Raw genomic sequence first — 23,218 nt, 5'->3', positions numbered from 1 at the left:
TGACGGCCTTGCGGTAGCTCTCTAGAATTTCGTCACCACACCGATGCCGATGCCCTCGAAGCCGCCCATCGCCATCAAGGCGGCCGGCGCCTCATCGAGGCTGATCTTCTTGCCGACCAGCAATTCGGGCCTGAGCTTGCCGTTGCGGATCATGTCCATCATCGCCTGGTAGCGATAAGCCTGCATGCCGTGGCTGCCGAGGATTTCGAGCTCGAAGGCGATCACCTTGTCCATCGGCACCGCAGATTTCGCGTGGTCGCCGAGCATCAGGCCGACCTGCACATGGCGGCCGCGCCGGCGCAGATTGGCGATCGAATTGAACGAGGTGGTGGGGTGGCCGAGCGCGTCCATCGACATGTGCGCGCCGCCATTGGTGATCTGCTTGACGGCCTTGACCACATTCGGCGTCTTCGACGCATTGATGGTGGCGACGGCGCCGATCTTCTTGGCGAAATCGAGCTTCTCGTCGGTGAGGTCGATGGCGATGACATTGGCGCCCATGGCGCTGGCGATCATGATCGCCGACAGGCCAACGCCGCCGCAGCCATGCACCGCCACCCATTCGCCAGGCGTCACCCGGCCCTGGTCGACGATGGCGCGAAACGAGGTGACGAAGCGGCAGCCGAGGCTGGCGGCGGTGGCGAATTCCATCTCGTCGGGCAAGCGCACGAGGTTGGTGTCCGCGTGTTCGATGGCGACATATTCGGCGAAGGAACCCCAGCCGGTAAAGCCAGGCTGCGTCTGATGTTCGCAGACTTGGTGATTGCCCGAGGTGCATTCGAAGCAGTGGCCGCAGCCGACGGCGAACGGCACGGTGACGCGCTCGCCGGCCTTCCAGCGGGTAACATGCTTGCCGGCGGCAACCACGATGCCGGCCAGTTCGTGGCCCGGCACATGCGGCAGGCGGATGCCGTCGTCATGCCCCATCCAGCCATGCCAGTCGCTGCGGCACAGCCCGGTCGCCTCGACCTTGATGACGACGCCATCGGCAGCCGGTTTCGGATCGGGAACGGTCTGAATCGTCGGCGCTTCGCCGAATTTCTCGAAGACGACGGCTTTCATTGGCAACTCCCACCCTTCACGCAGGCATATCGAAAGCGACGATAGCCGATTCCTTGTCTGGTCAAGCGAAAATCGATTCCGCCAGACAGGTTGGCCGGTCGCTTCGGTGCTGACGTAACGAGTCGGCGAATGAAGCCTTACTCGGCATCGATCTGGTTCTGGGGGGCCGCCTTCTGGAAGGCCGGCAGCGCCATGCAGGCGGCGTTGATGCGCGCGATCGTCGGGTAGGGCGTCAGGTCGACGCCAAAGCGGGCATTGCTGGTGACTTGCGCGGCGAGACAAATATCGGCCAGGCTCGGCCTGTCGCCATGGCAGAATTCTCCGGTCTCGGCCGCGGAAGCCAGGATCTTTTCAAGCGGCCGAAAACCTTCGTTCACCCAGTGGCGGAACCAGTTGGCGATGTCCTCGTCGCCGGCGCCGAACAGAGTGCGCAGCGAGGTCAGCACGCGCAGATTGTTCACGGGATGGATGTCGCAGGCGATCATCTGCGCCAGCATCCTGACCCGCGCCCGGCCAGGAGCATCCTTCGGCAGCAGCGGCGGTTCGGGGCGGGTCTCGTCGAGGAATTCGATGATCGCCAGCGATTGCATCAAGAGCGTGCCGTCGCCGAGGATCAGCGCCGGCACTAGCCCCTGCGGATTGACCGCGAGATAGGCTGCTTCCAGATGCTCGCCATGGCGCAGATGATGCGGGACATAGTCGTAGGTCAGCCCCTTCATCTCCAGCGCGATGCGCACCCGATAGGAGGTGGAGGAGCGATAGTAGTTGTGCAGGACGATGTCGCTCATGCGTTCACTTCGACTGGCCGATGGTGACTTCGATCGTGCCGATGCCGTCGACGCCGCCGGTCATCGTGTCGCCGGCACGAACCGCGCCGACGCCGGCCGGTGTGCCGGTGAAGATCAGGTCGCCGGGCTCCAGTTCCACCGCCTCGCTGCAGATCGACACGATATCTGATATCGGCCAGATCAGCTCGGCGAGGTCGGCATCTTGCCTGACCTTGCCGTTGACGGCGAGCCAGATGCGGCCCTTTTGCGGGTGGCCGGATTTTGCCGCGGGGATCAGCGGACCGCAAGGGGCGGAGCGGTCGAACGCTTTCGACCAGTCCCAGGGCCGCGCCGTCTTCTTGGCTTCATCCTGCAGGTCGCGGCGGGTGAGGTCGATGCCGACGCCGTAACCCCAGACATGATCCAGCGCCTGGCTGCGCGCAATGCGAAAGCCCGGTCTGCCGATCGCGGCAACCAGCTCGATCTCGTGGTGCAGATTGCCGGTCAGGGGCGGGTAGGGGATTGTGGCGCCGGAATCGACCACCGCGTCGCCCGGCTTGGTGAAGAAGAAAGGTGGGTCGCGCTCGTCATTGCCGAATTCGCGGGCATGCGCCGCGTAGTTGCGGCCGACGCAGAAGATACGGCGCACCGCAAAACGCTCGGGCGAGCCGCTGATCGCCACCGAAGGCGTTGGCGGGGCGGGAAGAGCGAAGGCGGTCATGATCTGTCTCTGGATTGGGTCTTGGGTGTCGGAGGGCTGGCGGTACATTCGGCCGATTTTCGAGGTCGGGCAAGGCGTCGCATTTGATAAGGCACCGCTCCGCAAGGCTTGTACAAGGAATGAGGAGATTGACGGTAGACTATTTGGCAATAATCCGGCCATGCTCGCGGGACTAGGCTATGTCGGAAAACTGAAACGGGGCTTCGCAACGAACGCCATGACCGCAATCAATGATCGCGCCCGGTTCCTGATCATCGATGACCATCCGCTGTTTCGCGAGGCGCTGCACAGCGCCGTGCAGATGGCCTATCCGGAAGTCGACACGGTGGAGGCGCGCTCGATCACCGAGGCGCTCGATCTTCTGGCCGGCGCCAAGCCGTTCGATCTGGCGCTGCTCGACCTCAGCATGCCCGACGTGCATGGCTTCGACGGGCTGCTGCAGCTCAGGACCCGCTATCCGCGCCTGCCGGTGGTCATCGTCTCGGGCTATGAGGAGCCGAAGATCATTTCCGAGGCGCTGTCCTACGGGGCCGCCGGCTTCATCCCGAAATCGGCGCGCAAGAGCGACCTGGCCGCCGCGATACGCTCGGTGATGGAAGGCGCGATCTACGTGCCGGAAACCTATGAAGGCCGCACACCCGACGCCGACAGCACCGACCGCGCCGACATGGTGCAGCGCCTGTCGACCCTGACGCCGCAACAGCTGCGCGTGCTGCAGATGCTGCGCCAGGGCCTGCTCAACAAGCAGATCGCCTACGAGCTGCAGGTCGGCGAAACCACGGTCAAGGCGCATGTCTCCGAAATCCTGCGCAAACTCAATGTGTATAGCCGCACGCAAGCGGTGATCGAGGTGTCGAAGCTGGACAATGCGGAGTTGTTTCGGGATCAGGCGGGGTTTTGAGACTACACCCCCTTGTGGGGAGGGTCGATCCGCGAAGCGGAGCGGGGTGGGGGTCGGCGCCGCACCCCACCCCGGCGCTACGCGCCGACCCTCCCCATCGAGGGGAGGGTAAGCCAGGCGCCGCGTTCGACGATGGCCGGGCGAACATGGCAAAAAGTGCGCTGTCACCGTAATTCCACCGTAATTCATAATGGCGCTGACGTAATTCATAAATAGCGCTGAAGAGGCCTCATTTGGCCGGCATGATTTTGGCGGCAGAGCGGACGAGGCTACTGGGCAAGCGTAACCCGTCGCGGTAAGCTACAGCCCGCGCTGTACTGTTGAACATGTGTGCTTCCAATTACGGTGACAGTGCACCATTTTCCTTTCGCCGCCTGCCTCGCTTTTCCGGCTTCTCGGCTTTCCAGCTCGCATCCGGTCCAAAATTGCCTCGCTGTCCTCCAGTTCGACACAAGAAGGGTTAGGCGAGCAAATGCGCCAGCAGCGCGCGCAACTGCGCCGGTTTCAGCGGCTTGCGCATCAGCTCGATGCCGCCCGCACGCGCCGCCTTGGCGACAGCCTCGGAACTGTCGGCGGTGACGATCAGCGCCGGCACGGCGCGGCCGAGATAGTCGCGGACTTCGGCGATGGTGGCGGTGCCGAGATCGCCGCCGTCGAGATGCTGGTCGGCAATGACGATGTCGGGCACCCAGTCGGTGTCGCCAAGCATGTCAAGGGCATCGTCGGTCGAGGTCGCTGCCCGCACCAGGCATTGCCAGCGTTCGAGCAGGAAGGTCATGGCCTGCAGCACCTCGACATCGTTCTCGACCAGCAGCACCTTGGTGCCGAACAGGCCGTAGCCGCGTGGCCGTTCCATGCTGGCGGCGCTGGCGACGGCATCCGCCGTGGCGCCGATGCCGACCGGCACATCGATGTGGAAAATCGTGCCGCGACCGACTTTCGATGAAAATGTCACGGGATGGCCGAGCGCGCTGGCCATGCGCCGCACGATGGCGAGCCCGAGCCCGAGACCGCCGCCGTCCAGCTCGGCATTGACTGATGAGGTGCCGCGATGGAATTCCTCGAACACGGCCTCGCGCTGGTCGTCGGGAATGCCGCAACCGGTGTCGGCGACGTCGATGCGAATGGTGTCGCCGCGATGCCTGGTGCCGACAAGCACGCCGCCCGAGCGGGTATAGCCGAGCGCATTGGAGAGAATGTTCTGCAGGATGCGGCGCAACAATGTGCGGTCGGAGCGGACCACGGCGTTGACCGGCCGGAATTTCAGCGACAGCCCCTTCAGTTCCGCCACCGGCTGAAAATCCGAACGCAGCGACGAGAACAGCGCCTCCAGGCTGACGTCGCCGATGTCAGGTTGCACCACGCCGGCATCGAGCTTGGAGATGTCGAGCAGCGTGCGCAGCAGGTCCTCCATCGTCTCCAGCGAGCGCTCGACCTGCCGCACGAGCTTTTTGCCCTCGTCGCTGGTCTGCACTTCGGCCAGCGCCGACACCGAGAGGTGGGCCGCATTCAGCGGCTGCAGCACGTCGTGGCTGGCGGCGGCGAGGAAGCGGGTCTTGGACAGGTTCGCCAGTTCGGCGTTTTCCTTGGCGGCGCTGAGGTCTATGTTGGATTGTTCCAGCCGACGCAGCGTCGAATGCAGTTCCTCGGTGCGCGTACGCACCCGATTTTCCAGCGAAATCGCGGTCTGGAACAGCGAGAAAGCGTTGCCTTGCTGGTCCATCGAGCGCTCGACCCGGCTGACCAGTGCCGCGTTGATCTTCTTCAGCTTCTCGAGATCGTTTATGTCCTTGAGCGGCATCTTGTCATTCCGCCGCCTGGCGCTCACCGAAGGCGATGCCGGTAAAGGTCTGGTTCAGGTGCATCGAGCGATACTGTTCGCCGTAGGTGCCAAAGCCGATGACGTTGTTGAGCCGGTAGAGCTCCGAAATGTCGCGAAAGACCTGGCGGTTGCGCGCATCCAGGCGGCGCAGCACGCAGTCGAAGCCGAGGATCATGTCGATGCCGCCAAGCCTCTCCTCGACGTCCCGGAGTGCTGCGCGCGTCGCTTCGACCATGTCCTTGGGCTGGGCGATCGATAGCACGACGCCGTCGTCTATGGCGCAGAAGAACGACAGCGAGCCGTCCGGGTGCATCTTCTGGATCGACCGGCAATAATATTCGCCGCCCACCTTCACCACCACCGGATGCGAGGCAAAGCTCAGCGGCGTCAACGTCCGCGGGACGATGCCGACGGAAGCCGCATATTCCTCCGCCGCATTGGTGGCGTTGAACTCGCGCACGATGCGGTGATCGGGATCGGACGCCGTCACCACCAGTTTTTCGTCGGTGGGAACGAAGTTGTCGGTCTTGAAGACATGGAAGGGAATTTCAGTGGCGATCAGCACGATGATGGCGCTGTCGGAGGTGACCTTGCCGTTCGAGATCAGGCGCGTCGTCTCGAACTTCAGGTCATCGCCGGCCGAGCCGCCGATCAACGGTATGTCGTCGAGGCCCCAATGGATGGCCGAACTCACCGCTTCCTCGGCATAGGAGAGGCCATCGATGAAGCAGAGCGCGAACGTGCCTTTGGTGCGATCATAACCCAGGCGCCCGCGCAGCGACCGCCGCAAAGCCTCGACCTCGCTGGTGATCCTGTCCATGCCCGACGAGGACAGGTTGTCGACCATCGCGCTGACCGCGGTGAACGCCGCGGATGGAAGCAGCATGGCGAGCACATGACCGTCCTCGAGGCCCTGCGGCGTGATCTCGCCGGCGGTCGAGCAGCCCGCATGGTGGAGCGTCGGCGCGTGGGTCATGAGCGCCTGGGAAAGGGCGCCAGCCTCGATCAGGCTCTGGGAAAAGAACAGCAGGGCAAAGCCCGCATCGATCGCCGCGGCTTCCAACGCGATCGCCTTGGCGAACGCGCCCATGTCGGGCTCGTCCGTGGTGAGCGCCGACAGGCCGCATCCATAGCGCGTCCGTGAACTGGCCAGCGATGTTCTCCGCATTTCCTCCGACGCGTTTTTTGTGCGCGTCGGAGGCGCGAGCGTCGACCGGCATTGTTGCCCTCAATCGGTATTTTGGCAATGGGGCGACCTGGGCTGCACGCCTGGGCTCGGCCATGACCGAAAGTACAATGTGCGGCGTTTCCGACGCGCTGTTTTTTGTCCGTTATGCGGTGTACGAATAACGCATGGCCGAAGCGCCAACACCGCATCGGCAGCGTGATGACCAAGGTTGATACCCAGGGAGGAACCATGTCGGACGTTTCGTTGATGGTGAACGGAAAACGGGTCAGCGGGGCTGCCGAGGACCGAACACTTCTGGTTCACTTCCTGCGGGAGAATCTCGGCCTTACCGGAACTCATGTCGGTTGTGACACCTCGCAATGCGGTGCCTGCGTCGTCCATGTCGACGGCAAGGCGGTCAAATCCTGCTCGATGCTCGCGATACAGGCCTCCGGCTCGACCGTGGTGACGATCGAAGGCCTGGCCAATGGCGCCGACCTGCATCCGGTGCAGGCCGCTTTCAAGGAACATCACGGGCTGCAATGCGGCTTCTGCACGCCAGGCATGATCATGACGGCGACCGACATGATCAACCGCCATCCCGAAGGCCTCGACGAGGCGACGGTGCGCGCCGAGCTCGAAGGCAACATCTGCCGCTGCACCGGCTACCACAACATCGTCAAGGCGATTCTCGCCGCGTCGCAGACGATGAAGGGGTCGAAGGGCAAAGCCAGGCAAGCGGCGTGAGAGGGAAGTGGGTAGCGAATAGGGAGTAGCGAATGGTCAGCAGTCTGACCAAACGCCAACTCACCACAATTCACTACTCGCTACTTGCTACTCGCTATTCGCTATTTCAGCATTTCGGGAGGAATTTCTGATGGGCATTGAAGGTGTTGGCGCTCGGGTCGCGCGCAAGGAAGACAAAAGGTTCATCACCGGCGCCGGCCGTTATGTCGACGACATGGTGGTTCCCGGCATGAAGCACGCGGCCTTCGTGCGCAGCCCGCACGCGCATGCGCAGATCAAGAAGATCGACGTCAAAAAGGCCCAGGCCATGCCCGGCGTCATTGGCGTCTTGACCGGCAAGGAGCTCAAGGCCGACGGCATCGGCAACCTCATCTGCGGCTGGATGATCCACTCCAAGGACGGCTCGCCGATGAAGATGGGCGCATGGTCGCCGCTCGCTTTCGACCGGGTCCGCTATGTCGGCGATGCGGTGGTCGTCGTGGTGGCGGAAACCAAGGGCCAGGCGCGCGACGCGGCCGAGGCGGTTGAGATCACCTACAAGGAGCTGAAGGCCGTCGTCGATGCCTCGAAGGCGATGGACAAGGGGGCGCCGCAGATCCACCCGGAGGCCGACAACAATCTGATCTTCGACTGGGACATCGGCAATGCCGACGAGACGGCCGCGGCCTTCACGAAGGCGGCCCATGTCGTCAAGATGGACATCATCAACAACCGCCTGGTGCCTAACGCCATGGAGCCGCGCGCGGCTCTTGGCCATTACGACAAGGCCGAAGACCACTACACCTGCTGGACGACATCACAGAACCCGCATGTGGCGCGGCTGGTGATGAGCGCCTTCTACAATGTGGCGCCGGAAAACAAGCTGCGTGTCATAGCACCCGATGTCGGCGGCGGCTTCGGCTCCAAGATCTACATCTATCCCGAGGAAATCGTCTGCCTGTGGGCGTCGAAGAAGACCGGCGTGCCGGTCAAATGGGTGGCCGACCGCACCGAGAGCTTTCTGACCGACGCGCATGGCCGCGACCATCACACCCATGCCGAAATGGCCTTTGACAAGGATCACAAGATCCTTGGCCTGAAGGTCGAGACGAAGGCCAATCTCGGCGCCTATATGTCGCTGTTCTCGTCGGCGACGCCGACCTACCTCTATGCGACGCTGCTGTCGGGCCAGTACAACATCCCGGCGATCCATGCCAATGTGAAGGCGATCTACACCAACACCGCGCCCGTCGATGCCTATCGCGGGGCAGGGCGGCCGGAAGCGACCTTCGTCATGGAACGCATGATGGAGACCGCGGCACGTCAGTTCGGCGTGTCACCGGCGGAATTGCGGCGCAAGAACTTCGTCACCTCGTTCCCGCACCAGACGCCGGTCATCATGTGCTACGACGCCGGCGATTACGGAACCTCGCTCGACGCGGCGATGAAGGCGTCGGACTATGCCGGCTTTGCCAAGCGCAAGACCGCCGCCGCCAAGAACGGGCTGCTGCGCGGCATCGGCATGAGCTGCTATATCGAGGCCTGCGGCATCGCGCCGTCGGCGGCGGTCGGCAGCCTTGGGGCGGGTGTCGGACTTTGGGAAAGTGCCGAGGTGCGCGTCAACGCAGTCGGCACGATCGAGGTGCTGACCGGCTCACACAGCCACGGCCAGGGCCATGAGACGACCTTCGCGCAACTGGTCAACGAGCGCTTCGGCGTGCCGCTCGATTCCGTATCCATTGTCCATGGCGACACCGACAAGGTGCAGATGGGCATGGGCACCTATGGTTCGCGCTCGGGCGCGGTCGGCATGTCTGCCGTCGTCAAGGCGCTCGACAAGGTCGAGGCCAAGGCCAAGAAGATCGCCGCCCACCTGCTCGAGGCCGACGAGGGCGACATCATCATCGAGAACGGCGCGCTGAAAGTCGCCGGCACCGACAAGAACGTGCCGTGGTTCCAGATGGCGCTCGCCGCCTACACCGCCCATAATCTGCCGGGCGGCATGGAGCCCGGGCTGAAGGAGACCGCGTTCTACGATCCTTCGAACTTCACCTTCCCGGCCGGCTGCTACATCTGCGAGGTCGAGGTCGACCCGGAAACCGGCATGACCGAGATCATCCAGTTCGTCGCCGCCGATGATTTCGGCAACATCATCAACCCGATGATCGTCGAAGGCCAGGTGCATGGCGGACTGGCGCAAGGTATCGGCCAGGCGCTGCTCGAAGGCGCCCACTATGACAACAGCGGCCAGCTGCTGACGGCCAGCTACATGGACTACACCATGCCGCGCGCCAGCGACCTGCCATCGTTCAAGGTGTCGACCTCGAACACACCATGCCCGGGCAATCCGCTCGGCATCAAGGGCTGCGGCGAGGCCGGCGCCATCGGCTCGCCGCCGGCGGTCATCAACGCCATCACCGACGCCATCGGCAGCAACGATCTTGCCATGCCGGCATCGCCCTCCTCCGTGTGGGCAGCGATCCGCGCGACGAAGCATTGAAAGCGAATAGCGAATAGGGAGTAGCGAATAGGGAAAAAGAAGAGTGCGTAGGCATGAGATTCCTACTCGCTATTTGCAACTCCCTATTCGCTCTTTCCCCGAAGGGAGAAAGACAAATGTACTCAGTCAACTATCACCGCGCCGCCTCGGTTACCGAGGCCGCCAAGCTGATCAAGACCGGTGACGCGAAGCTGCTTTCGGGCGGCATGACGCTGATCCCGGCGATGAAGACGCGGCTCGCCGCACCGTCCGATCTTGTCGACCTGTCGCGGATCAAGGAGCTGCAGGGCGTCAAGGTGTCGGGCAAGACAGTGACCATCGGTGCCGCCACGACGCATCACGACGTTGCCAATGACGAGAAGCTGAAGAAGGCCTGCCCGGCGCTTGCCCATCTGGCGTCGCTGATCGGCGATCCGGCGGTGCGCCACAAGGGGACGATCGGCGGCTCGATCGCCAACAACGATCCGGCGGCCGACTATCCGGCGGCGCTGCTGGCGCTGGGCGCCACCATCGTCACCAACAAGCGCGAGATCGCCGCCGACAAGTTCTTCAAGGGCCTGTTCGAGACGTCGTTGAAGGAAGGCGAAATCGTCACCGCGGTCACCTTCACGGCGCCGGCCAAGGCGGCCTATGAGAAGTTCCGCAACCCGGCATCGCGCTATGCGATCGTCGGCGTGTTCGTGGCCAAGGGCAAGGATGGCGTCAGCGTCGCCGTCACCGGCGCTGGCGACGACGGCGTCTTCCGCTCGAAGGAGATCGAGGCAGCCCTAGCCAAGAATTTCGCTGCCTCGGCGCTCGATGGCGTGAAGGTGCCGGCGAAGAACTTGATGACCGACATCCACGCCTCGGCCGATTACCGCGCCAACTTGATCACGGTGATGGCCAAGCGCGCCGTGGCTGCCGCCAACGCCTGAACAGGCGAATCACCGGTTTGGGGAGGGGGCCTTCGCGGCCCCTTTTCTTTTCCCCGGTATCGGCATCTCGCGCTTGCACAAGTTTATATTGCACTGCAATATGGGTTTGGGCGGGAATGCGAGCCGGGCTACGGAGCAGATGTTGAACCGTGGCCTTTCGCAGCTTCAAGGCGAAAGGCGCCGGCATGGCCGATATCTCCGCTACTCTTCCTGCCGTGACCCGGTCCGCCGCCGACCGGTCGGCCAGAACAAGGCTCGCCTATCTCGACGGCTGGCGCGGCCTGTCGATCGCCCTGGTGCTGATCGGCCATTTTTTTCCCGTTCCCGGAATCAATCTCGGGGTGCTGGGGCGTCGAATTCTTCTTCGTGCTCAGCGGCCGGCTGATGGGCGAGATCCTGTTCATCGAACGCTACCCGCTGAAGAAATTCTTCAAACGCCGCTTCTCGCGCATCTATCCCGCACTTCTGGTCTTCGTCATCGTCGCGATGATCGCGCTCTCCGGCACATTCATCGCCTTCAAATGGAAGGCGGCGCTGACCGCGCTGACATTCACCTACAACTACGCTGGAATTCTGGTTACGCGGGCGGGAGCGCTCGACCATATCTGGTCGCTCTGCGTCGAGGAGCACGCCTATATCATCCTGGCGCTGATCAGCGTCATCGTTTCGAGCCGCTCCCGCGTCATCCTGCTGCTGCTGGCGCTGGCCTTGCTTGCGATGGCCAACGGCGCGGTTTCGTACTGGGTCTTCGGGATGGACTACGAAACCACCTACTGGCGCACCGATGTGCATATCGCGTCGATCCTGCTGTCGGCGTCGATCTGCCTGCTCAAGGCCGACGGCAGGCTGCCGGCGGTCTTCAGCGGCAAGTATGTGGCGCTGGCGGCATCGATCTGCGCCATTGTGCTGTTTCTCGATAAGGTGCCAACACCGATCCACTATCTCTTCGCGGTGCCACTGCTGGCGCTGGCCGTCAACGCGCTCGATTTCAGTCCGCGATACTTGACCGGATTGCTGTCGTCGTGGCCGATGGCGACGCTTGGGCTGTGGTCGTACTCGCTCTATCTGTGGCAGCAGCCGTTCTACAAATTCGTCTATGAGCAGGGCAGCGCGCCGATCCCGATGCTGGCAGGAGTCTTTGCCTGCGCGCTCTGCAGCTACTACCTCATCGAGCGACCGGCGCGTGAATGGCTTAATCGTAACTGGTGAGTGCCGTAGCGCTGTTGGCGCTAAACCGACCGGCTCTTTTTCTCGATCAGATAGCGCCTGAGGCCGGCTTCGCCGCGCGGCGTAGTCCAGCGATGATTCCAGGCGAAGGCCGGTCGCAGCAACGGTGCGAGGAATTTGAGGATCGGCCGCAGCACCGTGACCTGCCAGGTCAATTGCACATGCGTGCCGGTGCCGAACGGCGACAATTCCGCCCGCCACAGGCCGTCGAAATCGCCAAGGGTTTTCACCACCACCAGTCGGCCGGGTTCGAGTTCAGCGGCCTCGATGATGAAATTCAGCTCATAGGGCAGGGCGCCGCGAGCCCGTGCTCTTGCGCGCGAACCGATGGTCGCCTTGCCCTTGCCGTCGAGCGGCACCACATCCTTGTAGACGTCACCCCACCAGAGCGGCAGCAATTCGGCATCCGAGAGCACCTCCCAAACTTCCTGCGGCGTGCCCTCTGGGATGTGCCAGCTTTCGTCGAAGCGGAAGACGTTGCTTGGCATGGCGTTTCCTCCAGTTGGCGGAAACATTATATTAGCTGCGGCTTCTTTGTGCGGCTAGCGCCAGCGGATCAGGCAGAGATTTGCCTGACGTAGTAGCGCACCGCCTTCTTGCCGCCATGGATGACGGCGTCGCCGGCCTCGACAAAGCCGAGGGCGGCGTGAAAGGCGTCCGAGGCAGGGTTGGGCGGGTCGATGTTGACCTCGCAGGTGACCAGCGAGTGGCCGGCGCGCTCAACATGGCCGAATAGGTCCTGATAAAGCCGGCGGGCATGGCCCCGGCCGCGCGCGGCTGCCGCCACGACGACACGGTCGACATAGACGAAGCGCTTGTAGCGTTCGCGGAACCAGACGAAATTCGGGCTGTCGTAACGGGCATCCTGGTCGAAGGTCATGATGAAGGCTTCGAGATCGCCGATGCGGCGCGCGTAAAACGCCTCGCCGAGCAGGACGGACAGCCGCTCCGGCTCGAGCCACGACAGTTCAGCGGCATGCTCATTGTTGAGCGCGAGGATCGCCGCCTCGTCCTCGGCCGATACACGGCTGATCAGGGCAGGGGGCGGGTTCATGCCTTGGCAGCCGCAATGGTGGCCGCCACGAGGTCGATGTCGGTCAAGGTGTTGCGGTACTCGCGGTCGAGGTCGGAGCCGCCCATGCCGACATGCGGGTTGCGGTAATCCATGGCGCTCGCCACATCCTTGAGAGCGGCGAAATGCATTTCCGACAGACCGGTTTTTCCCCGCACTTCGGCGATGTTGCCGAGGTCGAGCCCGCCGCAGCCAAGGATGACGATGCGGTCGCCGGCCTGTCGCACCAGATCCGTCAGCAGCGACATGCCCTCGACCGCGCTGTCGCGCTGGCCGCTGGTCAGCACGCGGCCGACCTTGCTGCGGATCAGCGTTTCGAGCGCCTCGGCGGGGTCGCGCGTCATGTCGAAGGCACGGTGGCAGGTGACGTTCAGGGAGCCTGCCGCCTCCGTCAACTCGCTCATGCGCGCCTCGTCGATCGTGCCGTCGGCGTTCAGGCAGCCGAACACCACGCCGGGTACACCGAGGTCGCGCAGCGCGATAACATCGGCGAGCATCGAACGGTATTCGGTTTCGCTGTAGAGAAAATCGCCGCCGCGCGGCCGCACCATGACGTGAAACGGCACGGTCGCCTGGTCGAGGGCGGCGCGCACCGTGCCGAGGCTCGGCGTGATACCGCCTTCGATCAGGCTGGCGCACAGTTCGACCCTATCGGCGCCGGCAGCCTGCGCGGCCAGCAGGCCATCGATGCCTTCGACACAGATTTCGATCAGCGGCAGGCGAGTTTCTTTGGTCAAGGGGCGATCCAGTTCATGATGTCGGTGCCAGCCCTAGCATCGGGCCGGCTGGCGCGAAAGCGTGGACAGCGCGCCGCCATTTGGGCCAGGCGGAAAGCCGAAGCCTGGACGTGCGGCATTCGGCCAAGCTGTACAACGCCGATACAGCGACGCGCGGCGAAAGGCTTTCCTGGCCCTTGGGTACGGATCAGCCCAACGCTATTGGCGCAACTCCGTGTTCTTGGCGCCTTCCTCGACCTGATCGATCACCAGCAGCTTGACCTCGGTGTCACCGACATTGGTGGCCTGATGCCACTGGCCGATCATTTCGATGATGAAATCCCCAGTCTTGTAGGTGTTGCTGTTGCCGGTCTCGACATTGGTGACCTTCAGCCTCCCGGCCTCGACATAGGCGTAGCGCGGGAAGGGATGCCTGTGCACCGGCAAGGTGGCACCCGGCGCGATGTCGTAGGTCGACACCAGAACCTGCAAGTTTTTCTGCGGCAGCGTGATCGGCTGGCCTGAGGCGGTCGTCGTGCGGGAGGCAAGCGGGGTAACGACGACGGGCGTGCCGCTGCTGTCCAGCGCATGGGCGGGGAGTACAAATGACGCGACCGCGAGCAGCAATGCCGATGCCAAGATTTTCCGCATGATTCCTCCAAACCAACGCATCTATCGCGCGGCGGACATCGGCGTGCAAGCACTACTCGGTGAAAGCGCTGTCTGAAAGAGGCGAAAGGTTTCGGCGGCGGAATATGGGACTATCGCGCGCAAACCGGAGGATATGTCCTGCGTGTTGGAGGTGCCGCGTTACCCAAACTCAATCCACCAGCCATTTCATCTGAAGTGCCACAGTTCATTGCTGAATGGTTTTGGCGCGCATTCCAATCTCGGTCTGTATTCCTATAGCGTCCGCGGCCCATTCTCGCATTTCCGGGGAGGCATCGCTGGACTTCAGGATCGACACCGCCAGCGCAGCCATGTCGGCTGGTGGTTTTTGGTTGGCGGCCGCATACGCAAAATACCCGACCGCGACCGCACATCCTATCGAAATGATGGATGGGATGAACTGTGTTGCCGCCAGAGCGATTGCTCGCCAGCGCTTGGACGGGCTGGATTTTGGAACGTCATCCCCATCAACAAGGTCAGTCACCACTCCGCTCCCCGCGAGTCGATGCAACGCCATTTAGTAGAATTGTCTATATTAGTTAAGACGCGGATAATTTCATTGGAGCGCCGAGCGGGGAGTTGATGCCGCGGATTGAAGCGGCAAGTGCCGGATCATTGCGCCAAAATCAAACTCGTACAGACGCTCACCACGGAAGAAGAAGGCTCCGGAGTGGAACCGCATGCACTGCTCGACTACGCTAACCGCCTCCACCATGATACAACTCAGGCGAAGATGGAAACAAGACGGTGTAGATTACCCGCTCCCGTACGTTGCCCTCATCCGGTCCGAATAGGCAAGCGTCGAAGAACGAAACGCCCCAGCGGCCAATTGATTGTAGCAACGGTAGGCCGTCAAAACCTAAGGCGTCACGGCGCACATTGAAGGCGTTGATATTCTGCAGGAATTCGCCGCCCATCTGTCGTTCCGAGGCACTTGATGCCACTAGAGCCAAATTTGCCCTTGGCGCATTCTTTCTCAGTGACCGCGACAGTTTCGCCGGGCCGCACGTTGGCGGCTTGCGTAGCAGTGGATGACGCAAAAAGAACCGTCTGAGTTGTAAGGGCCGAAAAGGCGGCGACCTGGATCAGCACCGCTACGAAGGCGATCTTCTTGAGCATGCCAAGAAACGCGCTCGCATGTCGCGGGTTCCCCGCTGCTTATCGCTTTTTCGCGAAGGCGGGCGGCCTGGAGCCATCGCGTTCCTACCGTCGCTGCCGCTTCGGAGGGTTTTCCGCAGAATTGGTTTGAAGCCCACGACGTTACGCAGGTACGCTAGGGTTTGGGGCCAAATAGTGAATAGTGATAAGGACGGGCCAGAGGGTTTCGGAAATGGCATACCGAATGTTCAACGCGGTGCTCGGCTTGGCAGCGCTTGCTCTGGCCGCCTGCCAATCGGCCCCTGAGGCGTCGCAGCCTACTCCTTCCGCGCCAGCCTTGGCGCCCGCCAGCTCCGCAATTTCGGATCAATCTGTGGCGGTCACTCCCCCTGACAAGGCTGTTCCAACCAAGTATGCGGCATTTTCGGGCATCTGGGCTGGGCGACCGGAGGGGATGGATGAAACCAAACTGACGGTCCAGACGATTTCGTCGAATGGAACGGTGACGGCCACCTATGCGTGGGGGAACCTAGGCGACAATTCTCCGGGAGAGGCCGCCGGTACTGGAAGAATTGTAGGATCCACGCTGAAGCTTAAGCGCCTCCCGAACGGCGCGGACGTCAATTTCGCGATGCAGCCCGACGGAGCGCTTGCCGGAACGGTTACGCTTGCGGGCCAGACCTACACGGGCGTGCTCGTCAAGCAATGATCAAAATACAGCCATCGCGCACCCGAGAGGCGTTTTAGCCTAATGGGAGCGTGGTGCTTGTGCCTGCATGAGCACCCGCGGAACGCGGGTTTGGGATTGTCAGTGCATGCGTTTGAAATTTGTCGAGCCTCTGTTGCCGACCTTGGTAGAGAAGCCTCCTGAAGGCGACGAGTGGATTCACGAGGTTAAGTTCGACGGCGACCGCTCGCGGGTCTATCGCGCGTGAACGATTCCCATTTCAGAAGTTGCTGGCACATGTCAGCGCCAGAGCTCTATACTGAGACCCGGGCGACCGAGCCTTGGTTGTTTGGAAATTAGATGTCGGCGGATGATCGCCGCCTTAAAGGTCTAAACTAGTGTCTCTGGCAGAACGCAAACGGCGAGAGCGTGTTGATACCGGAGACAATACGACTCGGTCTTGGAGGATTTCTCGGCCGCTAGTATTGCGGGGATTGGCGTTGACTCACGACGGCATAATGGGTGCTGTCGCGATGTTGCTTTCGCTCGTTTTGAGGTTTGATTTCGATATTGTCGTTCAAAGCCTGACGTATTTCCTTGGTGCGGCGGCTCTATTCGGGCTTATTGTCAGCGGCGTCGGTTTCTTGTTTGGCCTGAACCGTGGTATTTGGCGCTATGCGTCGCTCTCGGATCTCCTAGCAATCACCTATGCTGCTAGCGCGTCCGTCGCTAGTTTCACAGTGGCCCAATTCCTGCTGTATCGACTGGGCTCGATTCCCCGCTCTTCGATCTTGATCGCCTGGGCCTTCCTGATCCTGTTGCTAGCCGGGCCGCGTGCCGCATATCGGCTCTATCGTAATCGCCACGACACCGGTCGCTTGTTCGATCGCGGCACCTGTAAGTTCGTGCTGCTGGTTGGAGCCACCGACAACGCCGACGCCTTCCTGAGGGCCACTAAGGAGAGAAATAATGCGTCATTCAATATCCTTGCGATAATCGACGAACGGAGTCGCAGGACCGGACGTTCTATTCGCGGGGTTCCAGTGTTGGGTCCGCTGGAAAGACTGCCGCAGATCCTCAGTCAATTTGAGGCACAGGGGCGGCGACCCGAAGCGCTCATCCTGACGCGTTCCCGCGAGGATTATCAACGGCACGCCAGCATCGAAGCGTTGGTTGAGATTGCGGCACAGCAGAAAGTCGAAATCCTGAAGCTACCGAACCTTCTCGATATGCAAAGCATCGATGCTGAAATTGAGCCGCGTCCGATCAAGTTGGAAGATCTGCTGCATCGGCCGCCCGTTAGACTTGATGCGCTCAAGATCGCCTCGATGGTCGAGGGCAGGACCGTCATGATCACCGGCGCCGGCGGTTCGATTGGATCCGAGCTGGCAAGACAGGTTGCAGCCCTGAACCCACGCGGCCTAATTCTCGTCGACGCCAGCGAACACCTTCTCTACTCTATCGAGACTGAACTCGCTGGAACCCGGCCGAGCCTCGAGTTGCATGCTGCCCTCTGCAACGTGCGCGAAAAGGACGTAGTCAACAGAATCGTCGCCGCCCATGGGCCCGACGTGCTGTTCCACGCAGCAGCACTCAAGCATGTGCCGATCGTTGAGGCTCAGCCGCTTGAAGGCCTTTTCACCAACGCGATCGGGACGCGCAATGTCGCTGAGGCCGCGCTTCGTGCCAACGTCTCCACGATGATTATGGTGTCGACCGATAAGGCTGTGAATCCCTCTAGCGTTATGGGCGCGACCAAGCGGATGGCGGAGATGTTCTGCCAGGCAATGGATCTGGACTCGGCGGTCAACGGCACACGTTTCGTCACCGTTCGGTTCGGCAACGTCCTGGGCTCGGCCGGATCCGTGGTACCGCTGTTCGAGAAGCAGATCAGAGCCGGCGGCCCTGTGACAGTTACCCATCCGGAAATGGAACGCTTTTTCATGACAATTTCGGAAGCCTGCCTCCTCGTCCTGCAGGCGGCGGCGCATAGCCGGGAGCGGCAACAGGAGCGCGGCCAAATCTACGTTCTAGACATGGGCTCGCCGGTGAAGATCGTCGATCTTGCTCGAAATCTCATCCGTCTCTCGGGGCGCCGCCCGGACACCGACATTCAGATAGTCTACACCGGGCTCCGGCCTGGGGAAAAACTTTACGAGGAACTTTTCGACAACAAGGAAACCTTGAGCGGGACCGCTGCATCGGGGATCCTGGCTGCATCTCCACGGTCGATCGAGGGAGCGCTGATCGTGCGCATCTTCGACGAAATGAAGCGCAGGATCGACGCCCAAGATTTGCCCGGTGCCCTACGGCTTCTGAAATCGACCGTCGGGGAGTTTACTCCAGGAAGCGAGATTCACCTGCTGATGAGCGGGGAGGACTCGCGCAAACACTGATCTCATCGCGGTGTCACCTGCGAAGCTGACAATCGGAAGACCCTCATTCGCCATCGCGCCGGTTGCCTGCCAGAAGTGAGGGGGAGGCGGCGCATCGTCTAAGAATCAACAAGGCCATGAAGCAGGGTGGCCGCCGAAGGGCATGAAGCGCCCGGCGGCACAATGGGTCAAACCGGGGCTGATTGGTCGCGTGAAGCACTTGTTCAGCCCCGGTTTCACTGGGGCCTAGCGGCCACCGGGAAGCGTGTTTAAACGACGCTTGGCGAACCATTAGCGCGCGCACGCGAGAATTTGCCACCCAAAACGCGCGGGCGCGCGAAGGCGCCCCTGCTTTGACCTGACCCAATTTCGATGACGCCGACATTGTCAGGTCTCGGATGGGAACTCATCGAGCGGGGGTTTGCGAAGGACAGCGATGGATTGACCCAGCTCGCAAAGGTCCCCGGGAGAATAGTCAATCGTTCCAGCTCGAACCATCCCGCCCCAGGACAGCGCAATTGGCTCTGTGACGGGGATGAACGGCGTGCCCGTTTGTGGATGGCCTGGAGCTCCATGCCTAGCCGATTGGCGAGCGTCATCATTGTTTTCGGCTCGATGAACGCGTTCAGATGAACCAACGTCCCAGCACGAGCCTCCGCCTCTGTGCGCCGGAGGGTTTCCCAATGCCAAGTGTTTGAAGGGTCGAGAAATGACACCACGATCAGGCCACCTGGCTTGACCACCCTCGCGGCCTCCAAAAGGTAGGTATAAGTTTCGTGGAGCATCAAATGCGTCATGACCGAAAAGAAGGTCACGAAATCGGCGACACTATCCGCCTCGGGTATCGACAATCCGTCGACAAGGCTGAAACGAAAATCCTCCGCCGAATGCGCCCTCGCATAGTCCAAAAATTCGGGCACGACGTCAGTGCCGTGATAGGCGATTTTTGGTCCACGCGAGAGCGCGGCCGCCAATCGCCCGGAACCGCAACCGACATCGACGACGAAATGTCCCTCGGCAAGCCCGAGATGCGTCAGCAACGCAGCCTCGATCTTGCCAATGCCTTCATATTCGCCGCCGACGCCCTGGTGCATCGCCTTTTCGTGGCCGACAGCCTCGATCAGGCCCTTGGCGAGGTCGCGATAGTCTCAAACGAAATGCGAAGAGGACACTGCTGGCGGCGCATATGATGCCGAGTCCAGCGATGACCCGAAATCGCCGGGCGTGGCGCGGGCCAACGCGCTCGTCACCAAGACGCGCCAAGCCCTGTTCGATCACCGGCCGACGAACATGGCCGAAGCGGCGCGTAAGGGCGAATTCATGGCATCGTGTAGGACGTTCATCGAATGGGATGACTTTGATCAGGTTCAGCTGATCAACGCTCTGACGCCGGGTGGGGGAGGGCAAGGGCTGTAAAGTCCAACGTGCCGTTGTGCTTCCGAGCAATCCAACACTGCCGTTGGTTTGGCCCGCTGCCTCAGGGTGGCGGGCACATTTTTAGGGCACCCCATGTAACCGTTGGTAACGCAGTCTTGCCTGATAGCGGTGCGTTTTCATCAACGCCTTACGCTTTGGGCCGGCAAAACCTCTACCGCCGTTGTTGGCTTTAAGATTCCCAGGATTCTTCAGGCAGCTTTGCATAAAAACAGGGTTAGGCCCATTTCCTGCAGCTCTCATTCTAGTCCTGCAGATCCTAATTGCCGCCTGCTGATCTGGCGTGAGATTGGCAAATTGTTCTGGTGTGAGCTTTTTGTGGCCGGTGTTGGCTTCGGCGGCCTGGGCTGAAAAGCAGAGCACAGAAAGTACAATCATCGCTACAAGAGACATCGAGATTTTCATAACGGCCTACGTTCAAGTCTGCGCCCCCAGACCAACCTTCCAGCGGATGAAACGGCGCAATCATCGCTTTCGTCGGCTCACGCTCATCGCCAGCGGCGGCGTCGGCTCCACAGGGGAGCAGGGTGCTGATCGGCCGTGTTGCCTTGCATACCTTTTAAACCCTGCGCAGCTTTAGTCACGGCCTTGCGGCTGTTACCGTGTTTTAGGATCAACTCCCAAGCCAGGTCCGAAGTCAAACCGTTCTCCGAAGCGAAACATTCGACCTGATGGTCGTGAATAACATCATGCCAGGGCTTATCGCCGCCCATTTGGGCCTCCGCTCTGTTTTGAGCAACAAGCGCCAGGATCGTCCCCGCGCTGCCCAGGCGCCGGCTGGCTAAGATGTATGCGCTCCTGCTAATATCGACGAAACATGCGAACGAAGGAGCAGGCTACGGAGAGGGATAAATGTCGATCCGCAATGAACTGCAGGAACTTTGGGACATCTACATTGTGGCCTATCGAGCCGGGGATGCTGCCGGTTGTGCATCCATATTCACAGATGACGCGGAAGTGCATTCTCCCTATGCGCCCCCGGCTCGCGGCCGCGCCGCAATAGAGACGCTGCATGGCATCTGGACCCAGCACGCCGGTCCAGACAAAACACTTGCTGTGATAGAGGCAGGAGGCTCCGGGGACTTGGCTTGGTCTCTCGCGGCCTATTCGGAAGGGGAAGCGACCGGAAACGGAACTTCGCTTAGCGTCTTTGAGCGTCAGGCCGGCGGAGGATGGTTGATCCGCATGTGTAGCCTGAACAGCAGCGACCTCGCCGCAGAATGACCGACCAGCCGGCCACAACCTACATCGGGCGACAGAACTGTACCAAGGGAAATGTAGCCCCGAACGTAGCCCGCAGCGAATTAGCCGCAAATTTGCGCCGACGCGATACTTGCCTAAGTGCTTGAAAAGATTGGCTCCCCGGGCCGGATTCGAACCAGCGACCAACCGGTTAACAGCCGGTTGCTCTACCACTGAGCTACCGGGGAACGGATGCTCTTATGTGAGTGGCGCAGCCTATAGCTGCCCTTTTCGGCTTTGCAAAGAAGGATTTCGCATTTTTCCGAGGCTTTTTCGCGCGGGCGTTTCTCGCAATCGTTCACGGACGCGCTCATATTAGCCGTCTTGGCAGGGGTACGGAACCGAAAGCGCGGCCGCGGCTTTGGTTTATCAATGCTCCTCAACGATCAAACGGGTCAACATTTCGAGACGATGACAGCACAAGACAACCAGATGCCGGCGCGGAAAATCTCGGCTTTCGGGCGCGAGTTCAAGATGCCGCAGTCGCGTGGCCTCAGAATCACCCTCGGTATCCTGCTGACCATCGGCGGCATCCTCGGCTTCCTGCCGATCCTCGGCTTCTGGATGGTTCCGATCGGATTGCTGGTGCTGTCTTATGAATTTGCCCTGGTTCGCCGCCACCGCCGCCGCCTCGTTGTCTGGTGGGAACGGCGCCGACGGCCGGACTGAAGCCGACAGCGCAGCGACTCAACGATCGGCGTGCTCTTCCAGTGCTTCGCATATCTGCTTGAGAATCGCCGCGGCCGAGGCAAGCTTTGCGCGGTCGTGCGGCGACAACCTGCTCGCACTGCTGATGCAGAGGCGGTCGATGGCGTAGCGCAAAAGCTCTTCGCATTGCGGCAGCGACAGGCCGGACACCGCTTTCTTGCCTTTCGCCGCCATTGCCGTACGCATGGCTTGCCTCCTGCCGTGCTCAACGTATGGGCCGTCGATGAGTTTCCTCCGGCGGCGAGTCATACTTAACAGCCCGCTAATATGTCGCCCCGAGGCCCGGGCCTGACGATTTGACGGGATGCCGCCCGGATTGGCGCGGAGGAAACCGCTGCGAATGCACCGTGGCCGCTTGACGGCATTTTCGCCGCAACCTATTGGAACCGGGTGGAACGCCGGGAGCAATGAGGCCTCGTGGCGGAGTGGTTACGCAGAGGACTGCAAATCCTTGCACCCCGGTTCGATTCCGGGCGAGGCCTCCAATACCCAGGCCCCCGCGCAGCAGCGCCGGGGCCTGAAGCTCCTGACACAATGAACCGCGGTTCTGGCGCGGCAAGCGGATTGGTTGGGACATGAGCACTGATTTCTCCGAGCTTCGCGTCAAGATGGTCGATGGTCAGGTCCGCACCACCGACGTGACCAGCGCGCCGCTGCTCGACGCCATGCTTGTCGTCCCCAGAGAGGTCTTTGTCGGGGCCGCCCAGCGCGATCTCGCCTATATCGACGAGGACATCCGCATTGCCGCCGGCGTGGACGGCGCGCGCTACCTCATGGAAGCCTCGCCGTTGGCCAAACTCATCCAGCTGGCCGAGATCAATCCGACCGATTCGGCGCTCGATGTCGGCTGCGGCACCGGCTACGCCTCGGCCATTCTGTCCCGGCTGGCCAAGTCCGTGGTGGCGCTCGAAAGCGATTCGGCGTTGGCCGAAACAGCCAGGTCGACGCTTTCGTCACTGGGCTGCGGCAATGTGACCGTTGTCCAGGGGGCGCTGTCGCAAGGTCACGCCGCCCGGGCGCCTTATGACGTCATCTTCATCGGCGGCAGCGTCGCGGAAGTGCCGGCGCCGCTGCTCGACCAGCTTGCCGAAGGCGGCCGACTCGTCGCGGTCGAAGGGCAGGGCAATTCCGGTGTGGCCCGACTTTTTTTTAAAGCCGGGGGGGTTGTAACCGGAAGACGCGCGTTTAATGCGGCAATTAAGCCACTACCGGGATTTGAACGTATTCGTGCCTTCGAATTCTGAGTGAATTTGCCTTGCAGGAGAGGCTTTGTCATGGTCGCTTGCATTTGAACAATTGTTGCTGATCCGCAAACTGGGGGCGCTTTGGGGCTGAGCAGCAGGGAACATTAAACACGCGGCGCCCGCTGCTCAAAAGGAGAAGCTGGCGCGGCGCGGTTCCCATGGAAAACGAATGAGGGATATACCGT

The 23,218-nt window shown here is 61.6% G+C and carries 26 protein-coding genes, 2 tRNA genes and 1 pseudogene; 13 read left to right on the top strand and 16 right to left on the bottom strand.

Annotation, left to right across the window (positions count from 1 at the left end; genetic code table 11):
- Nucleotides 1–21: 21 nt before the first annotated feature.
- The 3 genes from BPNPMPFG_RS06855 to BPNPMPFG_RS06845 form a co-directional block, all read right to left on the bottom strand.
- A complete protein-coding gene (locus BPNPMPFG_RS06855; RefSeq protein WP_258594215.1) occupies nucleotides 22–1,062 on the bottom strand; it encodes a zinc-dependent alcohol dehydrogenase family protein in 1,041 nt (346 codons plus the stop codon).
- A gap of 137 nt (nucleotides 1,063–1,199) precedes the next feature.
- Complete coding sequence (gene maiA / locus BPNPMPFG_RS06850; protein WP_258594214.1) at nucleotides 1,200–1,850, bottom strand: maleylacetoacetate isomerase; 651 nt, start codon at nucleotides 1,848–1,850, stop codon at nucleotides 1,200–1,202.
- Nucleotides 1,851–1,854: 4 nt separating this feature from the next.
- Complete coding sequence (locus BPNPMPFG_RS06845) at nucleotides 1,855–2,550, bottom strand: fumarylacetoacetate hydrolase family protein (RefSeq protein ID WP_258594212.1); 696 nt, start codon at nucleotides 2,548–2,550, stop codon at nucleotides 1,855–1,857.
- Between the two features lie 217 nt (nucleotides 2,551–2,767).
- Between BPNPMPFG_RS06845 and BPNPMPFG_RS06840 the strand changes: the two genes are divergently transcribed.
- Complete coding sequence (locus BPNPMPFG_RS06840) at nucleotides 2,768–3,451, top strand: response regulator (protein ID WP_258594210.1); 684 nt, start codon at nucleotides 2,768–2,770, stop codon at nucleotides 3,449–3,451.
- A 460-nt stretch (nucleotides 3,452–3,911) separates the two neighbouring features.
- Here BPNPMPFG_RS06840 and BPNPMPFG_RS06835 read toward each other — a convergent pair whose 3' ends face one another.
- Nucleotides 3,912–5,252: a hybrid sensor histidine kinase/response regulator gene (locus tag BPNPMPFG_RS06835; RefSeq protein WP_258594208.1), complete on the bottom strand. Its 1,341-nt coding sequence runs from the start codon at nucleotides 5,250–5,252 to the stop codon at nucleotides 3,912–3,914.
- A gap of 4 nt (nucleotides 5,253–5,256) precedes the next feature.
- Nucleotides 5,257–6,441, bottom strand: coding sequence for an FIST signal transduction protein (locus BPNPMPFG_RS06830; RefSeq protein ID WP_258594207.1), 1,185 nt, complete (start codon nucleotides 6,439–6,441; stop codon nucleotides 5,257–5,259).
- Between the two features lie 249 nt (nucleotides 6,442–6,690).
- Between BPNPMPFG_RS06830 and BPNPMPFG_RS06825 the strand changes: the two genes are divergently transcribed.
- From BPNPMPFG_RS06825 to BPNPMPFG_RS06810, 4 genes are all read left to right on the top strand, one after another.
- Complete coding sequence (locus BPNPMPFG_RS06825) at nucleotides 6,691–7,188, top strand: (2Fe-2S)-binding protein (RefSeq protein ID WP_258594206.1); 498 nt, start codon at nucleotides 6,691–6,693, stop codon at nucleotides 7,186–7,188.
- A gap of 130 nt (nucleotides 7,189–7,318) precedes the next feature.
- Nucleotides 7,319–9,667 carry a xanthine dehydrogenase family protein molybdopterin-binding subunit gene (locus tag BPNPMPFG_RS06820; protein WP_258594204.1) on the top strand — a complete coding sequence of 783 codons (2,349 nt, stop codon included), beginning with the start codon at nucleotides 7,319–7,321 and terminating at the stop codon, nucleotides 9,665–9,667.
- 116 nt (nucleotides 9,668–9,783) lie between these two features.
- Complete coding sequence (locus BPNPMPFG_RS06815; protein ID WP_258594203.1) at nucleotides 9,784–10,581, top strand: FAD binding domain-containing protein; 798 nt, start codon at nucleotides 9,784–9,786, stop codon at nucleotides 10,579–10,581.
- A 366-nt stretch (nucleotides 10,582–10,947) separates the two neighbouring features.
- Entirely contained in the window at nucleotides 10,948–11,790 is an 843-nt protein-coding gene (locus BPNPMPFG_RS06810; protein WP_258594202.1) for an acyltransferase family protein, read from the top strand.
- A 20-nt stretch (nucleotides 11,791–11,810) separates the two neighbouring features.
- Here BPNPMPFG_RS06810 and BPNPMPFG_RS06805 read toward each other — a convergent pair whose 3' ends face one another.
- The 6 genes from BPNPMPFG_RS06805 to BPNPMPFG_RS06780 all read right to left on the bottom strand — a co-directional run bounded on the left by BPNPMPFG_RS06805 (nucleotide 11,811) and on the right by BPNPMPFG_RS06780 (nucleotide 15,384).
- Nucleotides 11,811–12,296: an SRPBCC family protein gene (locus tag BPNPMPFG_RS06805; RefSeq protein ID WP_258594200.1), complete on the bottom strand. Its 486-nt coding sequence runs from the start codon at nucleotides 12,294–12,296 to the stop codon at nucleotides 11,811–11,813.
- A 68-nt stretch (nucleotides 12,297–12,364) separates the two neighbouring features.
- Nucleotides 12,365–12,862, bottom strand: a complete 498-nt coding sequence (locus BPNPMPFG_RS06800; protein WP_258594197.1) for a GNAT family N-acetyltransferase — start codon at nucleotides 12,860–12,862, stop codon at nucleotides 12,365–12,367.
- Nucleotides 12,859–13,617, bottom strand: coding sequence for a copper homeostasis protein CutC (locus tag BPNPMPFG_RS06795; protein ID WP_258594195.1), 759 nt, complete (start codon nucleotides 13,615–13,617; stop codon nucleotides 12,859–12,861). Before BPNPMPFG_RS06795 ends, BPNPMPFG_RS06800 begins: the two co-directional genes overlap by 4 nt.
- Before the next feature lie 198 nt (nucleotides 13,618–13,815).
- On the bottom strand, nucleotides 13,816–14,247 hold the full coding sequence (locus BPNPMPFG_RS06790) for a cupin domain-containing protein (RefSeq protein ID WP_258594193.1): 432 nt from the start codon (nucleotides 14,245–14,247) through the stop codon (nucleotides 13,816–13,818).
- Between the two features lie 205 nt (nucleotides 14,248–14,452).
- Entirely contained in the window at nucleotides 14,453–14,749 is a 297-nt protein-coding gene (locus BPNPMPFG_RS06785; protein WP_258594191.1) for a hypothetical protein, read from the bottom strand.
- 383 nt (nucleotides 14,750–15,132) lie between these two features.
- Nucleotides 15,133–15,384 (bottom strand): hypothetical protein, encoded by a 252-nt coding sequence (locus BPNPMPFG_RS06780; protein WP_258594190.1) that lies wholly within the window; start codon nucleotides 15,382–15,384, stop codon nucleotides 15,133–15,135.
- Nucleotides 15,385–15,607: 223 nt separating this feature from the next.
- Between BPNPMPFG_RS06780 and BPNPMPFG_RS06775 the strand changes: the two genes are divergently transcribed.
- The 3 genes and pseudogenes from BPNPMPFG_RS06775 to BPNPMPFG_RS06770 all read left to right on the top strand — a co-directional run bounded on the left by BPNPMPFG_RS06775 (nucleotide 15,608) and on the right by BPNPMPFG_RS06770 (nucleotide 18,426).
- Nucleotides 15,608–16,072 carry a hypothetical protein gene (locus BPNPMPFG_RS06775; RefSeq protein ID WP_258594188.1) on the top strand — a complete coding sequence of 155 codons (465 nt, stop codon included), beginning with the start codon at nucleotides 15,608–15,610 and terminating at the stop codon, nucleotides 16,070–16,072.
- A gap of 106 nt (nucleotides 16,073–16,178) precedes the next feature.
- Nucleotides 16,179–16,286, top strand: a pseudogene (locus BPNPMPFG_RS43605) (ATP-dependent DNA ligase); the annotation flags it as partial.
- Nucleotides 16,287–16,548: 262 nt separating this feature from the next.
- Nucleotides 16,549–18,426: a polysaccharide biosynthesis protein gene (locus BPNPMPFG_RS06770; protein WP_258594187.1), complete on the top strand. Its 1,878-nt coding sequence runs from the start codon at nucleotides 16,549–16,551 to the stop codon at nucleotides 18,424–18,426.
- A 248-nt stretch (nucleotides 18,427–18,674) separates the two neighbouring features.
- Here the strand turns inward: BPNPMPFG_RS06770 and BPNPMPFG_RS06765 are convergent, their stop codons facing one another.
- Nucleotides 18,675–19,499, bottom strand: coding sequence for a class I SAM-dependent methyltransferase (locus tag BPNPMPFG_RS06765; protein WP_258594185.1), 825 nt, complete (start codon nucleotides 19,497–19,499; stop codon nucleotides 18,675–18,677).
- Nucleotides 19,500–19,629: 130 nt separating this feature from the next.
- On the opposite strand from BPNPMPFG_RS06765, the gene BPNPMPFG_RS06760 reads away from it, so the two are divergent.
- Entirely contained in the window at nucleotides 19,630–19,821 is a 192-nt protein-coding gene (locus tag BPNPMPFG_RS06760; RefSeq protein ID WP_258594184.1) for a hypothetical protein, read from the top strand.
- Nucleotides 19,822–19,902: 81 nt separating this feature from the next.
- Here the strand turns inward: BPNPMPFG_RS06760 and BPNPMPFG_RS06755 are convergent, their stop codons facing one another.
- Nucleotides 19,903–20,232 (bottom strand): hypothetical protein, encoded by a 330-nt coding sequence (locus tag BPNPMPFG_RS06755; RefSeq protein WP_258594183.1) that lies wholly within the window; start codon nucleotides 20,230–20,232, stop codon nucleotides 19,903–19,905.
- A 95-nt stretch (nucleotides 20,233–20,327) separates the two neighbouring features.
- On the bottom strand, nucleotides 20,328–20,552 hold the full coding sequence (locus tag BPNPMPFG_RS06750) for a hypothetical protein (protein ID WP_258594181.1): 225 nt from the start codon (nucleotides 20,550–20,552) through the stop codon (nucleotides 20,328–20,330).
- Nucleotides 20,553–20,691: 139 nt separating this feature from the next.
- Between BPNPMPFG_RS06750 and BPNPMPFG_RS06745 the strand changes: the two genes are divergently transcribed.
- On the top strand, nucleotides 20,692–21,063 hold the full coding sequence (locus tag BPNPMPFG_RS06745; RefSeq protein ID WP_258594179.1) for a YybH family protein: 372 nt from the start codon (nucleotides 20,692–20,694) through the stop codon (nucleotides 21,061–21,063).
- Nucleotides 21,064–21,194: 131 nt separating this feature from the next.
- Here BPNPMPFG_RS06745 and BPNPMPFG_RS06740 read toward each other — a convergent pair.
- Nucleotides 21,195–21,269 (bottom strand) — tRNA-Asn (locus BPNPMPFG_RS06740).
- A 223-nt stretch (nucleotides 21,270–21,492) separates the two neighbouring features.
- Between BPNPMPFG_RS06740 and BPNPMPFG_RS06735 the strand changes: the two genes are divergently transcribed.
- Nucleotides 21,493–21,750, top strand: coding sequence for a hypothetical protein (locus BPNPMPFG_RS06735; protein ID WP_258594177.1), 258 nt, complete (start codon nucleotides 21,493–21,495; stop codon nucleotides 21,748–21,750).
- 18 nt (nucleotides 21,751–21,768) lie between these two features.
- Here the strand turns inward: BPNPMPFG_RS06735 and BPNPMPFG_RS06730 are convergent, their stop codons facing one another.
- A complete protein-coding gene (locus BPNPMPFG_RS06730; RefSeq protein ID WP_258594175.1) occupies nucleotides 21,769–21,975 on the bottom strand; it encodes a hypothetical protein in 207 nt (68 codons plus the stop codon).
- Between the two features lie 225 nt (nucleotides 21,976–22,200).
- On the opposite strand from BPNPMPFG_RS06730, the gene BPNPMPFG_RS06725 reads away from it, so the two are divergent.
- Together BPNPMPFG_RS06725 and BPNPMPFG_RS06720 are read left to right on the top strand one after the other, a co-directional pair.
- A tRNA-Cys gene (locus tag BPNPMPFG_RS06725) sits at nucleotides 22,201–22,274 on the top strand.
- Nucleotides 22,275–22,364: 90 nt separating this feature from the next.
- Complete coding sequence (locus BPNPMPFG_RS06720) at nucleotides 22,365–23,033, top strand: protein-L-isoaspartate O-methyltransferase family protein (protein WP_258594174.1); 669 nt, start codon at nucleotides 22,365–22,367, stop codon at nucleotides 23,031–23,033.
- The last annotated feature ends 185 nt before the right edge of the window (nucleotides 23,034–23,218 follow it).

Origin of the sequence: Mesorhizobium sp. AR07, assembly GCF_024746815.1 — a bacterium.
Taxonomy (GTDB): domain Bacteria; phylum Pseudomonadota; class Alphaproteobacteria; order Rhizobiales; family Rhizobiaceae; genus Mesorhizobium.
This window is presented reverse-complemented; position numbering and strand designations above follow the sequence as displayed.

Bases quoted from the DNA above. Each gene is read 5' to 3' on its own strand.
- BPNPMPFG_RS06855 (WP_258594215.1), bottom strand. From the start codon at position 1,062: ATGAAAGCCGTCGTCTTCGAGAAATTCGGCGAAGCGCCGACGATTCAG.
- maiA (WP_258594214.1), bottom strand. From the start codon at position 1,850: ATGAGCGACATCGTCCTGCACAACTACTATCGCTCCTCCACCTCCTAT.
- BPNPMPFG_RS06845 (WP_258594212.1), bottom strand. From the start codon at position 2,550: ATGACCGCCTTCGCTCTTCCCGCCCCGCCAACGCCTTCGGTGGCGATC.
- BPNPMPFG_RS06840 (WP_258594210.1), top strand. From the start codon at position 2,768: ATGACCGCAATCAATGATCGCGCCCGGTTCCTGATCATCGATGACCAT.
- BPNPMPFG_RS06835 (WP_258594208.1), bottom strand. From the start codon at position 5,252: ATGCCGCTCAAGGACATAAACGATCTCGAGAAGCTGAAGAAGATCAAC.
- BPNPMPFG_RS06830 (WP_258594207.1), bottom strand. From the start codon at position 6,441: ATGCGGAGAACATCGCTGGCCAGTTCACGGACGCGCTATGGATGCGGC.
- BPNPMPFG_RS06825 (WP_258594206.1), top strand. From the start codon at position 6,691: ATGTCGGACGTTTCGTTGATGGTGAACGGAAAACGGGTCAGCGGGGCT.
- BPNPMPFG_RS06820 (WP_258594204.1), top strand. From the start codon at position 7,319: ATGGGCATTGAAGGTGTTGGCGCTCGGGTCGCGCGCAAGGAAGACAAA.
- BPNPMPFG_RS06815 (WP_258594203.1), top strand. From the start codon at position 9,784: ATGTACTCAGTCAACTATCACCGCGCCGCCTCGGTTACCGAGGCCGCC.
- BPNPMPFG_RS06805 (WP_258594200.1), bottom strand. From the start codon at position 12,296: ATGCCAAGCAACGTCTTCCGCTTCGACGAAAGCTGGCACATCCCAGAG.
- BPNPMPFG_RS06800 (WP_258594197.1), bottom strand. From the start codon at position 12,862: ATGAACCCGCCCCCTGCCCTGATCAGCCGTGTATCGGCCGAGGACGAG.
- BPNPMPFG_RS06790 (WP_258594193.1), bottom strand. From the start codon at position 14,247: ATGCGGAAAATCTTGGCATCGGCATTGCTGCTCGCGGTCGCGTCATTT.
- BPNPMPFG_RS06780 (WP_258594190.1), bottom strand. From the start codon at position 15,384: ATGCTCAAGAAGATCGCCTTCGTAGCGGTGCTGATCCAGGTCGCCGCC.
- BPNPMPFG_RS06775 (WP_258594188.1), top strand. From the start codon at position 15,608: ATGTTCAACGCGGTGCTCGGCTTGGCAGCGCTTGCTCTGGCCGCCTGC.
- BPNPMPFG_RS06770 (WP_258594187.1), top strand. From the start codon at position 16,549: ATGGGTGCTGTCGCGATGTTGCTTTCGCTCGTTTTGAGGTTTGATTTC.
- BPNPMPFG_RS06765 (WP_258594185.1), bottom strand. From the start codon at position 19,499: ATGCACCAGGGCGTCGGCGGCGAATATGAAGGCATTGGCAAGATCGAG.
- BPNPMPFG_RS06755 (WP_258594183.1), bottom strand. From the start codon at position 20,232: ATGTCTCTTGTAGCGATGATTGTACTTTCTGTGCTCTGCTTTTCAGCC.
- BPNPMPFG_RS06750 (WP_258594181.1), bottom strand. From the start codon at position 20,552: ATGGGCGGCGATAAGCCCTGGCATGATGTTATTCACGACCATCAGGTC.
- BPNPMPFG_RS06745 (WP_258594179.1), top strand. From the start codon at position 20,692: ATGTCGATCCGCAATGAACTGCAGGAACTTTGGGACATCTACATTGTG.
- BPNPMPFG_RS06735 (WP_258594177.1), top strand. From the start codon at position 21,493: ATGACAGCACAAGACAACCAGATGCCGGCGCGGAAAATCTCGGCTTTC.
- BPNPMPFG_RS06730 (WP_258594175.1), bottom strand. From the start codon at position 21,975: ATGCGTACGGCAATGGCGGCGAAAGGCAAGAAAGCGGTGTCCGGCCTG.
- BPNPMPFG_RS06720 (WP_258594174.1), top strand. From the start codon at position 22,365: ATGAGCACTGATTTCTCCGAGCTTCGCGTCAAGATGGTCGATGGTCAG.